The organism is Pseudomonas sp. PDM17 (genome assembly GCF_014851985.1).
Lineage (GTDB): Bacteria > Pseudomonadota > Gammaproteobacteria > Pseudomonadales > Pseudomonadaceae > Pseudomonas.
Genome location: NZ_JACVAT010000001.1, coordinates 1 through 14,804 on the forward strand (window position 1 = coordinate 1; position 14,804 = coordinate 14,804).

Sequence of the window (14,804 nt, forward strand, 5' to 3'; positions counted from 1 at the left end):
CTTGACGACCATAGAGCGTTGGAACCACCTGATCCCATCCCGAACTCAGTAGTGAAACGACGCATCGCCGATGGTAGTGTGGAGTTTCTCCATGTGAGAGTAGGTCATCGTCAAGCTCCTATCCCAAAGCCCCTGGTCAGCATCGCTGGCCGGGGGTTTTGCTTTTGCGCGCGAAAAGCTCGGCAGCGGCAACGCCGCTGCGGGTACGACTCGCTCCCAATGAATCGCGAAGAGCTGCGTCCCTGCCGGGTTTTCCAGAAATTTTGAGGCATGCTACGGGCACCGGAGATACGGTTGCGTCGTCTACAATAGCTTTCAAATTTTCCCTGAGTTCCTACATGCCCGACATCGAAGGACAAGCCTTGCAGGACCTGCCTCTGGAAGAGCTGATGGCTTGCCACGAGTGCGACCTCCTGATGCGTCGCGAGCCCGTTCCGCTCGGGCACCGGTCAGTCTGTCCGCGTTGCGGATACGAACTGGAAATCCACCGTCCCCACATGGTCCGCCGTGCCCTGGCGTTGGTACTGACGGCGCTGTTTCTGTACATACCGGCGAACTTTCTGCCGATCATGCATATCACCATCCTGGGCCAGACCAGCATGGATACCGTGTGGAGCGGCGTCGTAGGCCTGTATCACTCGAACATGGCCGGCGTCGCCTTCCTGGTATTTCTGTGCAGCATGGTGATTCCACTGCTGAAGCTGCTCTGTCAGTTGTTCGTGCTGGTCTCCATTCGCTACAAGGCGCTACGCGAGCACGGCATGTTGCTGCTGCGCGGCTACCAGCATCTGCGGGAGTGGGGGATGCTCGAGGTATACCTGATGGGCATCCTCGTCTCGATCGTCAAGCTGATAGGGATGGCGGAGCTGCATGTCAGCGTTGGCCTGGCCTGCTTCGTGGGCTTGCTGCTCACGCAGGTCTGGCTCGAAGTCACGATGTCTCACCACCAGGTATGGGGCGAGCTGTGCGGGGAGTTCGACGATGCGAGCCATTGATGCGGGGATCGTGGTGTGTGGCGAATGCCACCAACTCAACCGCCGCGAGGAAGATGACGAGACTCACTGCAGCCGCTGTGGTGCCGTGGTGCATGAGCGTACGCCCAACAGCATCATCCGGACCTGGGCGCTGCTGATTACGGCGGCGATCCTCTACATCCCCGCGAACCTGCTGCCGATCATGACAGTGAACTTCCTCGGTAATGGGATGCCTGCGACGATCATGGAAGGCGTGGTCGAGCTTATCAATGCGGACATGATACCCATCGCTGCGGTGGTTTTCGTCGCCAGTATCCTGGTGCCCACCTTCAAGCTCGTTGGCATTGCGCTGCTACTGTATTCGGTGCAGCGGCGACAGCCGCTTTCCGCCCTGCAACGGAATGTGATGTACCGCTTCATCGAATGGATCGGTCGCTGGTCGATGCTCGACATCTTCGTCATCGCGATCCTGGTGACGCTGGTGAACTTCGGTAATCTGGCCAGTATCGAGGCGAACCTCGGTGCGGCCGCCTTTGCCAGCGTGGTGGTGCTCACCATGCTGGCTGCAGTGACTTTCGATCCCCGGCTGATCTGGGATAACACGGACGCGGAAGAAAACGATGAGTGACCTCCCAACACCCAAGATGCGCAAGACCACCAATTGGTCGGCTATCTGGATCCTTCCGCTGATTGCCCTGGCGATCGGGGCCTGGCTGGCATGGCGTGCCTACGACCAGGCAGGGATCATGATCCAGATCCAGTTCGAAAGCGGCGAGGGTATCCAGGCCAACAAGACCGAGGTGATCTTCAAGGGGATCGGCGTCGGCAAGGTTGTCGACCTGCATGTGAACAAGCCGACCCTGGGCGTGATCGCCATGGTGGAGATGCGCAAGGAGGCCGCCGAGTACCTGAGCAAGAGCACGCGCTTCTGGCTGGTCAAGCCGCGGGTTTCCATCGCCGGCGTCACCGGCCTGGAGACGCTGGTTTCGGGCAACTACATCGCGATCGACCCGGTGAAGGGCGAGCAGCAGAAGGAGTTCGTCGCCCTGAAGGAACCGCCGCCGCTCTCCGACAGCCTGCCCGGGCTGCACCTGACGCTGAAGGCTGATCGCCTGGGCTCGCTGGAGCAGGGGAGCCCGATCTATTACCGGCAGATCCAGGTCGGCCAGGTGAAGAGCTACCAGCTGGCGGAAGACCAGAAGACCATCGAGGTGAAGGTCCACATCGAGCCGGCCTACGCGAACCTGGTGCGTAAACACACGCGTTTCTGGAATGCCAGTGGCATCACCCTTTCCGGCAGCCTGAGCGGTTTGAAGCTGCGCACTGAGTCTCTGGCAAGTATCGCCGCCGGCGGTATCGCCTTCGCCACGCCGGAGAACTATGCCGACAGCCCGCCCACTGACCCGACCAAGCCCTTCCGCCTGTACGAGGATTACGATGCCGCACAAGCAGGGCTCAGCGTCAAGGTGAAGGTCAGTGACGTCAGCGGCCTGACTCCCGGCAGTACACCGGTGATGTACAACGGCGTTGAGGTCGGTACGGTCAAGAGCATCGACATGGACAAGGACTTCAACGGCGCCACCGCCACCCTGTCCATGGATCCGCGCACCGAAGAGTTCCTCAACAGCAAGACCGAGTTCTGGATGGTCAAGCCGAGCATCTCGCTGGCCGGCATCACCGGCCTCGAGGCCCTGGTGAAGGGCAACTACCTCAATGTGCGCTTTGCCAGCGACGGGGAACCGACCCGTGATTTCGTCATCCGGCCCAAGGCGCCACCGCTGAATCTCGACTCACCGGGCCTGCACCTGGTGCTGACCACGGACCAACTGGGTTCGCTGGAGGTCGGTACACCTATCCTCTACCGCCAGATGAAGGTCGGTAGCGTGCAGAGCTACCAGCTCTCCCGCCGTGACCCGTCGCGTCTGGTCATCGGCGTCCACATCGAGCCGGAGTACGCCAAGCTGGTGAATACTTCGTCGCGCTTCTGGAATATCAGCGGCGTCACCATCAGTGGCGGCCTGGATGGCATCAAGCTCAAGAGCGAGTCGCTGCAGACCCTGCTCGCCGGCGGTATTGCCTTTGATACGCCCGATCCCAAGGCGGCGCCGATCACCAAGGTGCGTCGCTTCGCCCTGTTCGACAGCGAAGACGATGCTCACCTGAAGGGCCAGATGATCGAGCTGCGTGCCGATACCGCCGACGGTCTGAAGGAAGGTACCGTCCTGCGTTACAAGGGCCTGGAAGTAGGCCGCGTGGAGCAGGTGGAGCTGAGCAAGGACCTGCAGAGCGTGCAGTTGAAAGCGCGTCTGACCCGCGGGGCGGATCGTATCGCTCGCCAGGGGAGCCGCTTCTGGGTGGTAGGGCCGCAGGTCGGTCTGTCCGGTGTCAGCAATCTCGGCACCATCGTCAGCGGTCAGTACATTGAGGTGCTGCCCGCGTCCAAGCCCAGCCAGGAGCAGACCAGCTTCAGCCTGCTGGGTGGCGAACCCAATCGCTTGCTCGATGCCGACGGCTTGCGCCTGACCCTGAGCGCGGCTCGTCGCGGCTCGCTGAAGACCGGTGTCCCGGTGACCTACCGCGAGGTCCAGGTGGGCAAGGTGACGTCCTTCGAGCTGGGTGAGACGGCCGATCGGGTGCTGATCCACGTCCTTATCGAACCGCGCTACGCGGCATTGGTGCGGACGGGCAGCCGCTTCTGGAACACCAGCGGTGTCGGCGTGGATGCCGGGCTGTTCAAGGGCGTGAAGGTGCGCACCGAGTCGATGGAGACCATCCTCGCTGGCGGCGTAGCCTTCGCCACCCCGAACAATGCCGAGATGGGCTCGCCGGCCAAACCGGGGCAGACCTTCGCGCTGTTCGACGAGGCGAATGACGAGTGGCTGGACTGGGCGCCGAAGATCCCGCTGGGCAAGGCGAACTGAGTTTCAGCCGAACAGGAAAAGGGCCGCGATTGCGGCCCTTTTTCATTGCTCAACTCCGCGATGTGCCACCTGTAGGAGCGGGCTTGCTCGCGACCCTCCTCTTCCGATTCGCGATCAAGCTCGCTCCTACGAAAAGCGCAAAGAAAAAGCCCCGCAATGCGGGGCTTTTTTCAACGCTGAAGAAGCATCACGCCGGTTCGGCGCTGGCCTCCACGTCGTTATGCGCTGCCTTCTCGGTATCTCGGCGGCGGATGTACTTCCAGTCCGCCTCGTCGATGTAGATGCCGTTGGGGCCGCTACCGCCTTCCAGGTCGATGGCCACCTGGGCCGAGACCTGCGGCTTCACGCTCGCCAGGATGGGTACGAAGCCCAGCTGAAGGCTGGTTTCCAGTAGCGCCGACTGGTTGCGTTCGTCGATGTCCGCCGCCTCGTCGAGGTAGTAGGGCAGACGGATGCGGCCGGCCTGCTCGCGGTCCATCAGGTGCAGCAACAGGTACATGTTGGTCAGCGCCTTGATGGTCATGGTGGTGCCGTTGGATGCCGCGCCGTCGATGTCGGTGTGCATGATCGGCTGGCCGCCCATCTTGGTGATCTCGAACGCCAGCTCGAACAGGTCTTTGAGGCCGAGCTGGTTGTTGTTCGCTGCCACTAGGCGCGACAGGTAGTCCTTGGCTTCCTCGTTCCTGGCATCCTGCTCGGCGCTCTGGGTCAGGTCGAAGACCGAGAGGTTCTCGCCTTCTTCGTACTGGCCGGCGCTGTGGATGATCTGGTCGATGTGCTTGAGCGCGTCTTTGTTCGGCGCCAGCACGATGCGGAAGCTCTGCAGGTTCGACACCTGGCGCTTGTTGATCTCGCGGTTGAACAGCGCCAACTGGTGTTCCAGGTTGTCGTAGTCGCTGCGGATGTTGCGCAGGGTACGGGCGATGTCGGTGACGGCTGCACGGCGCGCCTTGGCCAGGGTCATGGCTTCGTCAGTGCGGTGCGCATAGGCGTTGATCAGCAGTTGCAGGCGACGCTCCGGGTCATCCTCGCTGTCGAACTTGGCCACGCCCTTCAGGCGCACCTGGGCATACAGCGCCTCGATCTGGCCGTCCACGCGCTGCAGCGATTGCCAGGTGTCCTGGTAGTCGTTGAGCAGCGGCAACAGGTTGTCCATGGAGTCGTCGACCGGATCCATGAACGGGATGCCGAAGGGCAGGTTCGCCGGCAGCAGTTGGCGACGGCGCAGGGCGTCGTCGAGGGTGCGTTGCTTGGCTTCCATGTCGGCCAGCTGGCGGCCGATCAACTGCAGCTTGGCGGACAGCTGCTGGACGCGTTCGGTGAAGGCGTCGGCGGAGCGCTTGAGTTCGTCCTGGGTGGCTTCCAGCTGGGCGAGCTGCTCCAGCTTGCCCGGCTCCTCGGCGTTCAGGGTCTGGCTGCGGCGGAAGTCTTCCAGCGCCTTCTGCGCGTCGAGCACGTCCTGATAAAGCTTGTCCGCCTGCGCCTTGCTGGCGTTGCGGTCGGCGGCCACGGCCTGCTGGGTCTTGAGCTGCTTGAGCTCCTTCTCCAGGCGTTCCTTCTGGTCGCGTAGGGCGGCGCGGTCGGCCAGGGCTTGCAGGGCCGGCGGCTCGATGTGCGAGAGGTCGATGGTCAGACCCGGCACTTCGAAGCGTTCGCCCTTGAAGGCATCGAGGATCTTCTCGACGCTGCCGACCCACAGGCCGTCCTCGTCGAGGTCCACGCCTTTCTCGCCCAGCGGCAGGCTGAACAGCGCGCCGTTGAACAGGCGCATCAGGCGTTCCACGTCCTGCTGGGAGAACTCCTCGCGCAGGCGGGCGTAGCTGTTGTTGTCGGCATGTTCGAGCTGCTGGCGAACGCCCTTCAGGCGCTTCTCCAGGTCGCGCATGCGCTCTTCCAGGTCTTCGCTGGAGAACTGCCGGGAATGCGCCAGCGCACCGGCCAGTTCGTCGTGGGCGTCCTTGGCGGCGAGCAGTTGCTGCTCCAGCACCTTGGCATCCTCGACCAGCGCGAAGCGGTTCTTCAGCACTGCCAGTTCGCCCATCCAGCGCTGGATCTCGCTGATTTCGCGCTCCAGGCGCATCAGCTCGGCGGTGCTGCCGCGCTGTTCGTTCTGCAGGCCGTCCTGCTCGCGGCGGTAGTGCTCGGCCTGGATGACCAGCTCTTCCTTGCGCGCACCGGAATAGTCTTCCCAGGTGCCCAGCAGGTTATCCAGCAGGGGCGAGAGGCGGTGCATCTTGCCGCGCAGGATTTCGCGCTGCTGCACGCCGTTGGCCAGGGCCTCCACCAGCGGGCCGGCGGCGACCAGGGCCTGGTAGTCGCCCTCCATGCGGCGCACGTCGCGGAAGGCTTCCTCGCAGGCGGCGATGTAGTCGACGCTGCCCGAACGCAGGCTGTGCTCGAAGGCATCGAGGAATAGCTGCTTGAGCTTGGCGGCGGTGATCTCGCGCATGTGCAGCAGGTTGATGAACAGCGAGCGGAAGGTCTTCAGGCTCTGTTCGCTGGTGGAGCGCAGCGGGATCAGGGTGAGGTCCAGCGGGATCGAGGTATGGCCGCCGACCAGCAGGCGACGCAGCTCGTCGGGCTTGAGTTCATAGGACTTGATGCCCTCGCGCTCCAGGTTGGCGTACAGCTCGCGCAGGCGCAGGCAGGTGCCGTTCTTCTGGTAGTGCTCAAGGTCCAGCTCGCCCTGGTAGGCGAAGAACTGGTGGCCGAAGCCGCCGCCCGGCCCGCGACCGCCGACGCCGATCACATGGCGGCCGTGGGGCAGGTCGAGTTCGATGAGGATGTAGCTGGTGTCGGTGGCGAAGTAGAACTTGCGCGAGGCCTCCAGGCTGTACTTGCCGAAGCTCATGTCGGACATGCGCGCGAGGATCGGGAACTGCAGCGCGTTGATCGACGCCGACTTGCCGAGGTTGTTCGCACCGTACACCGACAGCGGCTGTTCCAGCGGGAAGATGCCGAGGCTGTAGCCGGCGGTGTTGAGCAGGGCGAAGCGGCGGATGCCGTAGCGTTCCTGGGTCATGCCTGGGCCTCCATGTCGGCTTGTTCTTCGGCGATGGCGCGGGCGAGGGCGTCTTCTTCGCTCTCTTCTTCAGCGATGACTGCCGGCTCGTCGATCACGACGATGGCGTCGGCGGGATCTTCGGTAGGCTCGTTGGAATACGACTCCAGGATCACCACCGGCTCGTCGTCCTCGTCCATCAGCACCGGCGCTGTGAATTGCATGTCGCTGCTGTGCAGGTTGGCGGCCAGGTCGCGGTCCTGCTGGACCGACAGGCAGACGTCGAGGAAGCGGTGGATCGGCGGCAGGAAGCGGTACACGCCGTTGTCCTCGGCGGCGAAGCCGAGCTGGGTGAGGCGGCGCATGACCTTCTCTTCCAGTTCTTCCTGGGTGGTCACCTCGGCCTGCAGGAACAGGTCGCGGTACTTCTCCAGCAGCGGCGGCAGCTCGTCGCGGCCGATGCTGCCGCCATCGAGGACGGCCAGCGGGTCGCGGCCCTGGTCGGCGAGGTGCTCGACCAGGATGAAGGTGAACAGCGCCAGGCGCTGGGCGGTCTTGTTCACCTGGGCGCCGATCTGCTCGGGCACGAAGTAGTAGAAGCCGCGGGTATCGCAGACCAGCTCGTAGCCCAGGCTGCGGAACAATGCGCGGTAGGCGTCCTGCTGGTTGGACAGCTGGCTGTACAGCTCCGGGTCGCGGCGGCTGATGTGGAAGCCCTTGAACAGCTCGCGGAAGATCGGCGCGAGCTGGGTCATTTCGGTGAGATTAATCTGCATGCTGTTCGCTCTTGGTGTCCTTGCCAGCGGTCGGGCCGGCGATCAGGGCGAAGGAGCACAGGCTGACGCTGTGCTGGAGAGTGTCGTATTTGCGGCGCTCGAGGCGGTCGCGCTGGAAGCGGGCATCGCGCGACAGGCGCGAGAACCAGTAGAGCAGCTCGTCGGTGGCGCCTTCGGGCTCCTGCTCCAGCAGCCACTGCATCAGGTCGGGCAGCGGCAGCGCGGCCTGGCAGCGGTCGAGCATTTCCCGGGCGGTACGCGGCGAGCGCTGCGGGCCGTCGCTCTTGCGATTGCCGCTGGCCTTGGGGAAGTGCGCCGGCTTGGGCTGGAAGTTGGCCAGCGCGAAGACATAGCTTTCGACCTGGGACGCGGTGCCAAGGAAGTTGCTCTGCGGCCGGGTGAACATCGGCATGGCGGCCTGGGGCACGGCGTCGATGCCCTTGCGGCGGATGACCGACAGCGCCAGGGCGGCGCCACGGGTGATCGCGTTGTGCCGGCGGGCTTCCTCGCGCAGCGGCAGCAACAGCTCGCGGGCGCGGCGCAGGGTGAGCTGGGCGGTGGTCTGCATTTCCAGGATGCGCGCATGGGTGCGCAGCAGCTGGTCGTCGTCCACCAGCTGGCCGAGGCGCGCCTGTTCGCCGAGCAGGCGCAGCAGCACCTGCTCCACGCGGCGCACGCCCTGTTCGAAGGCGCCATCGGCGGAGACCAGCTGGATCATCGGCTCGACGTATTCGTCCCAGGTCGCCAGGACTTCCGCGTAGCGCTGGCGCAGCGGAATCTGCCGGTCCTGGGTCTTGGCCCGTTCGGCCACGGCGACCAGCGCCTGTTCGTCGTTGGCCAGCTTCTTCAGCACGTCGCGCACGCGCATGTCGAGCAGGCGCAGCTGGCGGGCCAGGTCGTTGCCGTCGCGCACCTCGAAGGCATCGCGGATGTAGCCGGCGAGGCGTTCCAGGTGGCGCAGGTAGGCTTCGATCTCCAGGCACAGGCCCAGGCGGTGTTCCTGGCGCAGGTAGGCGAGGAAGTCGTGGATCTGCGCGTTCAGCTCGAAACGGTTGGGGCTTTTCGCCACCGGGACGAGGATGTCCAGGCGCACCCACTGGTCGAGCAGGGCGGTGATGTCCACCGGGGTGCTGTCGGGCAACTGGCTGGTGAGCTGGTTGCGCAGCTCCACCAGGCTCAGGGTGCCGGCGTCGAAGCGCTCGCACAGCGGTTCGAGCAGCACCCAGTGTTCGGCGAGGGCGCGGAGTACGCGTCGTGGGTCGATCATCGGCTTGGTTGGGCCCGGAATGAACAAAGGGAGCGATTGTACTGCAAAGGCTTACCCCTGGCCGACAGGGTGACGAAACGCGTCAGTTTGCGACTGCACCATCAGCGCCCGTGTGACGTATCTCACGGAAAATGGGGCCTAAATGGCTGAATTTTCTGGCAAGTTTTTTGCCAAAGTCCTTACCAGAGACCTAGATATCAGAGTCTGATTTACGCAGATGACTTACGACGCCGCACTCGCCAAAGCCCGTTGGGCCGAACTGGAACGCCAGAACGATCTCGACTGGGACCTGGATGCGATCACCGATCGCAACGAAGCCATCGCCTTCCTGCAGCGCTTCGAGAATCGCTTGTGCATCTACTCGTCGTATGTCGAGAAGCTCTACAGCAACTACAGCTTCGTGATCCCGGAGAGCCAGGAAGGCGGCATCACCATCCTCCCGGACGAACAGGCCTGGTTCGACACCTTCCACGATATCCCCGGCGATGCGGTGGAGCCCACCGGCATCCATATCCTGCCTGGCGAGACCATGGGCTACAGCGGCCTGTACCTGAAAATTCCCGGCGAGCACCGGCTGGTGGCCTCGCGCGAGCTGCCCTTCCAGGATGGTTTGAAGCTGCTGATCAACCGTTACCGCATGCGGGGGGATATCTTCCTGCCGGTACTGGTGAAGGGCGACCTGCGCGAGTACGAGGCGCGCATGCCCTCGCTGCACCTGCATCGCCTGAACATCGCCAAGCTGCAGGCCCATTCGCGACTGAACCTCGACGCCATCAAGGGCGCGATCGCCGAGCACCTGATCGGCCTGTTCCGCCACCAGTGAGCTGCCGATTGCCCGAAGCTGTCACCCCGGTGTGACGATGGGTAACAACCTGGCCCGGACTTTCCTTTCCTCGTCTATCGTTCGGAGCGATTTACTCGACTATGGGTCGGCCCGCCGTGGCGGGTGAATTCCTATAGTGGCATCACGGCGCCGAGTCTCGACCTGTTTACTGGCTCGATACGCCCGACGAATAACAACAGGCGCCCGCGAACAGGGAGCCAGGAAAGGAGAGTGCCATGCGTCAGTCCTCCGGTCCGCTCATGCGTGCCCTAGTCTTGCTCTGCGGCGGCCTGCTGGCCTTTTCCGCCCAGGCGCGCATGCAGTCGATGGACGATGAAGAGCTGTCCGCCATCTCCGGCCAGGGCGCGATGCTCACCGTCGACGCTTCCACCTACCAGAACTACCAGTACACCCGGCTCAACTTCGGCGCTGACGTCAGCCTGCTGACCAACATCGACCAGTTGAGCCTGGGCAACTACAGCCGCACCGGCTCGACCACCGTCTCCGGCCAGCCGGCGGACATCCTGATCAACAACTTCGCCCTGGGTCGGGTGGACAACGCCAACTCCCCGGATGCCAAGGTGGTGCCGTTCCAGATCCGCGACCCTTACGTCGAGTTCGCCTTCCAGACCAACAACGGCGTACGCCAATTGGTAGGCGCGCGGGTCGGCTTCGGCAAGGCGCAGGGCGATCTCTCCGGCGACATCCTGTCGATCACCGGCAACCTGCAGGGGCAGATCTACGGCCCGGCCTCCATCGCCTACGACTACTACACCCGCAACGGTTGCCCGAACATCATCAACTGCCTGGCGCTGGCCGTGGCCGGTGATACCCCGGTGTACGCCGACGTGGTGCTGCTCAAGGGCGGCACCGGCGAGGCCACGATCAACGGCCAGCCGATCAACCGCGCCGAGCAGATCGGTATCGCCAAGGGCGACTCGCTGCATTCCGACGCTGGCGGCCTGATCGCCTCGCTGATCCCGACCCTGTCCACTACCAGCAACTGCCAGGCGCTGGGCCTGACAACCTGCTTCGATCTGACCAACTACAAGACCATCTACATCGGCAAGCCGGGCTCCACCGACATCAACACCGGCGCCCAGGGCATCTTCTTCTCCCTGCAGAACCAGAATGTGCCCTGGCAGGACCTCGCCAACGCCGGCAACTTCGTCAACACCCAGTCCGGTGCCTTCGCCAACTTCCCGAAGGTGGGCAGCGGTGCGGACGCCGTATACCCGATCCTGATCAACCTCTACGACGCCCTGCGCGGCCTGCCCCGGCAGTCCACCTGCATGGGCTCGCAAGCAGCGGGCTGCTGACATGAGCTGGCGCGCAGCGGTAGCTGCCTGTCTCGCCGGTTGCCTGGTCAGCCTGCCGGCGCTGGGCATGAAGGCCCTGGATGATGATCAACTGGAGGAGGTCAGCGGCGCGGGCCTGGGTTTCTTCATCGATGGCTTCAGCTACGACCAGGCCACGGCCACTTCGAAGATCACCGGGGTGAAGAACAGCGCCAACCAGGATGTGCAGGTGGATATCACCGGGGCCTATATAAAAGGTGCGGGCAGCCAGCGCGGCACCCTCGACACCAAGGCCTACCTCGGCACCCCCATGCACCCCTTCACCCTCGGCCCGGTGAAGTACAAGGCGGGGCTGAACATCCCGGCCAACCAGGAAGCGCTGCAACTGATGACGCCGACCTGGACCGACCCGATCAACGACACCCACAAGTTCGGCCTCTGGTCCTACTACCAGGGCTGCCTGTATGGCGACGCCGGTTGCACCAACCCGGCCCAGGCGACCAACAAGATCAACACCGAGCTGAGCGCCCTGAAGACCCAGCGCGACACGCTGCTGACCACCTATTCGAACAACATGGTGACGCTCAAGAGCGGCATCGATGCCGACATGGTCGTGGTCAACCAGCGCAAGGCGACGGTGGATGCCGCGCAGGTGGTGCAGAGGAACAACTACAGCACCATGCAGAGCACCTTCAACGTGGCCCCGGCCAGGGTCTGCGATACCGTCCTGGGCATTGCCTGTACCAACAAGCCGGACTTCGGCGAGAAGTACAGTTGCGGCGGCATCGTCGGTTGCAGCAGCAACTCGGGGGTGAAGGCCTACAACGACTCGGTGGACAAGTACGCCAGCAGCACCTCCGACCTCACCAAGGCGCAGCAGGACCTCAGCGCCTCCTGGTCGGTCAGTCGCAACGGCGTCACCCTGAGCCAGCGCGCCAGCGACTACGACAAGTTCGTCCAGCTCTGCGGCGCGCAAGGTGGCAGCGCCACCACCTGCGTCAGCGGCACCATCAGCCGTACCGAGAAGAACGTCTCCACGGTGCAACTGGTCGCCAGCGCCATGCAGAACTCCTCCGGCACCCGTATCCAGGGGCTGGATATCGGTATCGCCACCAAGTTCACCCTGCCCAGCACCGCTTACAACAGCAACGGCAGCGCGGGCGCCACCACGACCCGCACCGACTTCTTCTCCATTGCCCTGGAAAACTTCACCCTCAACGGCTCCTACCTCAATCTGTGGGGCGATGCCGCTGGCCTGAAGGCCTCCATGAGTCTGCAGATGTACGCCGACAAGCTGATCATCGCCGGCTGCGAGAACTGCGCCGACAGCAACAAGGTGGTGGCCAAGAACGTCTACTTCGACCTCAACCTGGGCGATGCCAACTACCAGCCGGCGACGCTCTCGGTGGCCAGCAACGGCGACCTGATGCTCAGCGCGCCGGGCGTCACCTGGGCCAACCACGAGGCCTTCTACCAGAACGTGCAGAAGAGCAATATCAGCATCGGCAACCTGAACATCAGCGGCACCGACGTCGGTTCCCAGGCCATCCGCGGCCTGCGCATCGACTACCTGAACGTCCGCACCGTGAACCTGCCGCGCTAGCGCATGAGGAGACTCGCCGTGAAAACCGCACGCCTTTCGAGCCGACTCCTGGCCCCCCTGTTGCTGCTGGCTGCCGCGATCGCCCACGGCGAGATGCGCGGGCTGGACGACAGTGAAATGGCCGACGTCAGTGGCCAGGACGGCGTCAGCCTGAGCGTCAATTTCAACCTTGCCGCCAACACCGCCGATACCCGCTGCACCGGCGGCTGCGGTGCGCGACTGGCGATCCAGCCGCTCAACAGCACCGGCTACATCGTGCTGGACAACATCAAGGGCACCTTCAGCTTCGACGGCATGTCCATCGACATGGTGACCATCAACAACGGCTTCAATGGTGACGGCGCGCTGTTCAACCGCCAGGCCATGAAAGTTGGCCTGACCAACGCCAGCGCCAGCAACCTGCAATTCACCCTGGGCGGCTCCAACCAGGGCAAGGTATCCGGCAGCGGCCTGCAGCAGACCAACCTGCTGACCTACCAGGCCACTGGCGCGGTCAAGCTCACCGGCAACGTCTACGTCTTCGGCACCCCGTAAGCGAAACGTACAGGCTCTCCGCCCGCCGGCCTTTCCCCCCGGCGCGTTTCACGCGACAATCCCGCCTCGTCGTGTCGGCCTGTCCATGCAGGCACCACCCACAGGTAAACGCCCCTTGATCGAAGAAGCCCGTCGCCGCGCCTACCTTGGCGCCATGCAGGTCGCCAGCTGGCTGCCGCGCGTGGTGCTGCCGTTTGCCGCCCCGTCGCGCCCGGAGCTGCTGGAAACCCCCGCGCCCGTCACGGCCGAGCCCACGGTAGCTGCGCCTGCCGCGGCTGCACGCGGGGCCGCCGCTCCGGTTGTGGCACCCGCGCCTGCGCCGGTCACGGCCGGCGAACCCGGCTCGATCGCCGCGCGCCTGCTGCCCAAGGTCGGTGCCCAGGCCAAGCCGGCCGCGCCGGTCAAAGCCGAGGAGTCGACCGAGGCGGAAGCCGAACCTGCCGTCCGCGCGCCAGTCGCCCCGCCGCCGCGTTTCGCCCTGCAATTGCTGCGCGCCGGCGAATGTATCCTGCTGGTCGAGCTGCCCACCGGAGAGCCGCTGGCCAGCCGTGACCCGGCCTACTTGCTGCTGAAGGACCTGCTGCGTGCCTCTGGCCTGCCGGACAGCCCGCAACTGATGGGCGAGCCGGTACGCTGGCCGCTGTTCTCCCGCGGCAACATGGACCAGGGCCCGCAAGCCGCCCGCGAGTTCGTCCAGGGTTTCGTCGCCGCGCGGCTGGAGGAGGGCGCCCCATGCTCCTGCCTGTGGCTGGTCGGTATGCCCGCCGTGCGCTTCGCTGGCGAAGGCGATGAAGAATCCCTGCTGCGCGAGCTGCAGGTCGAAGGCCTGGGCGTCGCCTGGGCGCTGCCGGGCCTCGAGCGCCTGGCCGAAGAACCCACTTTGAAAGCCGACCTCTGGCGCGCCATGCGCCGGGTGCGGCAACGCTGGATGAGTCAGACCCCTGCATGAGCGACGCTGTTTCCTTCCGCCCGATGACCGAGGCGGACCTCGATGCCGTACTCAAGATCGAATACGCCGCCTTCAGCCACCCCTGGACGCGCGGTACCTTCGCCGACGGCCTGAAGAGCTACGAATGCTGGGTGATGTTCGAAGGCAGCCAGCAGGTCGGCCACGGCGTGATCCAGCTGATCCTCGATGAAGCGCACCTGCTCAACATCACGGTGAAGCCGGAAAGCCAGGGGCGTGGCCTTGGTCTGGCGCTGCTGGAGCACCTGATGAAGCGTGCCCACGAGAAGGGCGGGGTGGAATGCTTCCTCGAAGTCCGCGCCTCCAACGGCCCAGCCTATCGTCTCTACGAGCGCTACGGCTTCAACGAAATCGGCCGCCGCCGCGATTACTACCCGGCAGTCGGCGGTCGTGAAGACGCGCTGGTGATGGCCTGCACGCTGGTCGACTGACTTCGCTGGAAAGTCTCACCGCAGCATGGCGTGGAGCGAAGCGATACCCATCACTGGGTGCGCCTGCCGCAAGGGGCTCGCTCGTCCTGCAAACGTCGCTCGGATCAGACATGTGTACCTGTGGGAGCGGGCCATGCCCGCGATCGCGCGCATGGCGCGCTCCTGCAGGTCTACTTCGCGCGTTCGGCAAAGCGTCGGAATCTGCCGCC

General features: G+C 64.3%; 12 protein-coding genes and 1 rRNA gene. 10 read left to right on the plus strand and 3 right to left on the minus strand.

All coding sequences use genetic code 11. The features are described 5' to 3' along the window. From rrf to IB256_RS00020, 4 genes are all read left to right on the plus strand, one after another. A 5S ribosomal RNA gene (gene rrf / locus IB256_RS00005) occupies positions 1–116 on the plus strand. Positions 117–338: 222 nt separating this feature from the next. Continuing rightward, positions 339–995 (plus strand): paraquat-inducible protein A, encoded by a 657-nt coding sequence (locus tag IB256_RS00010; protein ID WP_192292456.1) that lies wholly within the window; start codon positions 339–341, stop codon positions 993–995. Next, positions 982–1,602, plus strand: a complete 621-nt coding sequence (locus IB256_RS00015) for a paraquat-inducible protein A (RefSeq protein ID WP_045211257.1) — start codon at positions 982–984, stop codon at positions 1,600–1,602. The genes IB256_RS00010 and IB256_RS00015 overlap by 14 nt, the downstream gene beginning before the upstream one ends. Continuing rightward, the gene (locus IB256_RS00020) at positions 1,595–3,895 is read left to right on the plus strand and encodes a PqiB family protein (protein WP_192400946.1); all 2,301 of its coding nucleotides are present in this window, start codon (positions 1,595–1,597) and stop codon (positions 3,893–3,895) included. The genes IB256_RS00015 and IB256_RS00020 overlap by 8 nt, the downstream gene beginning before the upstream one ends. 187 nt (positions 3,896–4,082) lie before the next feature. On the opposite strand, the gene mksF is transcribed toward IB256_RS00020, so the two are convergent. The 3 genes from mksF to mksB are packed head-to-tail and all read right to left on the minus strand — an operon-like array spanning position 4,083 to position 8,939. Beyond that, positions 4,083–6,917 carry an Mks condensin complex protein MksF gene (gene mksF / locus IB256_RS00025; protein ID WP_192400947.1) on the minus strand — a complete coding sequence of 945 codons (2,835 nt, stop codon included), beginning with the start codon at positions 6,915–6,917 and terminating at the stop codon, positions 4,083–4,085. Continuing rightward, positions 6,914–7,672 (minus strand): Mks condensin complex protein MksE, encoded by a 759-nt coding sequence (mksE, locus tag IB256_RS00030; RefSeq protein WP_192400948.1) that lies wholly within the window; start codon positions 7,670–7,672, stop codon positions 6,914–6,916. Before mksE ends, mksF begins: the two co-directional genes overlap by 4 nt. Continuing rightward, positions 7,662–8,939, minus strand: coding sequence for an Mks condensin complex protein MksB (gene mksB / locus IB256_RS00035; protein WP_192400949.1), 1,278 nt, complete (start codon positions 8,937–8,939; stop codon positions 7,662–7,664). Before mksB ends, mksE begins: the two co-directional genes overlap by 11 nt. A 217-nt stretch (positions 8,940–9,156) precedes the next feature. Here mksB and IB256_RS00040 point away from each other — a divergent pair, with 217 nt between their 5' ends. The 6 genes from IB256_RS00040 to rimI all read left to right on the plus strand — a co-directional run bounded on the left by IB256_RS00040 (position 9,157) and on the right by rimI (position 14,595). After that, positions 9,157–9,762: a hypothetical protein gene (locus IB256_RS00040; protein ID WP_192292447.1), complete on the plus strand. Its 606-nt coding sequence runs from the start codon at positions 9,157–9,159 to the stop codon at positions 9,760–9,762. Between the two features lie 236 nt (positions 9,763–9,998). Then, entirely contained in the window at positions 9,999–11,081 is a 1,083-nt protein-coding gene (locus IB256_RS00045; RefSeq protein WP_192292445.1) for a hypothetical protein, read from the plus strand. A 1-nt stretch (position 11,082) separates the two neighbouring features. Continuing rightward, positions 11,083–12,663 carry a hypothetical protein gene (locus tag IB256_RS00050; protein ID WP_192292443.1) on the plus strand — a complete coding sequence of 527 codons (1,581 nt, stop codon included), beginning with the start codon at positions 11,083–11,085 and terminating at the stop codon, positions 12,661–12,663. 3 nt (positions 12,664–12,666) lie between these two features. Continuing rightward, a complete protein-coding gene (locus IB256_RS00055; RefSeq protein WP_192292441.1) occupies positions 12,667–13,197 on the plus strand; it encodes a DUF6160 family protein in 531 nt (176 codons plus the stop codon). 115 nt (positions 13,198–13,312) lie between these two features. Then, positions 13,313–14,146, plus strand: a complete 834-nt coding sequence (locus tag IB256_RS00060; RefSeq protein WP_192292438.1) for an energy transducer TonB — start codon at positions 13,313–13,315, stop codon at positions 14,144–14,146. After that, positions 14,143–14,595, plus strand: coding sequence for a ribosomal protein S18-alanine N-acetyltransferase (gene rimI / locus IB256_RS00065; RefSeq protein WP_081516411.1), 453 nt, complete (start codon positions 14,143–14,145; stop codon positions 14,593–14,595). The genes IB256_RS00060 and rimI overlap by 4 nt, the downstream gene beginning before the upstream one ends. The last annotated feature ends 209 nt before the right edge of the window (positions 14,596–14,804 follow it).

Excerpts from the sequence above, each read along its gene's own strand:
- mksF (WP_192400947.1), bottom strand. The coding sequence starts at position 6,917 with ATGACCCAGGAACGCTACGGCATCCGCCGCTTCGCCCTGCTCAACACC.
- IB256_RS00010 (WP_192292456.1), top strand. The coding sequence starts at position 339 with ATGCCCGACATCGAAGGACAAGCCTTGCAGGACCTGCCTCTGGAAGAG.
- rimI (WP_081516411.1), top strand. The coding sequence starts at position 14,143 with ATGAGCGACGCTGTTTCCTTCCGCCCGATGACCGAGGCGGACCTCGAT.
- IB256_RS00045 (WP_192292445.1), top strand. The coding sequence starts at position 9,999 with ATGCGTCAGTCCTCCGGTCCGCTCATGCGTGCCCTAGTCTTGCTCTGC.
- IB256_RS00055 (WP_192292441.1), top strand. The coding sequence starts at position 12,667 with ATGAGGAGACTCGCCGTGAAAACCGCACGCCTTTCGAGCCGACTCCTG.
- IB256_RS00050 (WP_192292443.1), top strand. The coding sequence starts at position 11,083 with ATGAGCTGGCGCGCAGCGGTAGCTGCCTGTCTCGCCGGTTGCCTGGTC.
- IB256_RS00015 (WP_045211257.1), top strand. The coding sequence starts at position 982 with ATGCGAGCCATTGATGCGGGGATCGTGGTGTGTGGCGAATGCCACCAA.
- IB256_RS00040 (WP_192292447.1), top strand. The coding sequence starts at position 9,157 with ATGACTTACGACGCCGCACTCGCCAAAGCCCGTTGGGCCGAACTGGAA.
- mksB (WP_192400949.1), bottom strand. The coding sequence starts at position 8,939 with ATGATCGACCCACGACGCGTACTCCGCGCCCTCGCCGAACACTGGGTG.
- IB256_RS00020 (WP_192400946.1), top strand. The coding sequence starts at position 1,595 with ATGAGTGACCTCCCAACACCCAAGATGCGCAAGACCACCAATTGGTCG.
- mksE (WP_192400948.1), bottom strand. The coding sequence starts at position 7,672 with ATGCAGATTAATCTCACCGAAATGACCCAGCTCGCGCCGATCTTCCGC.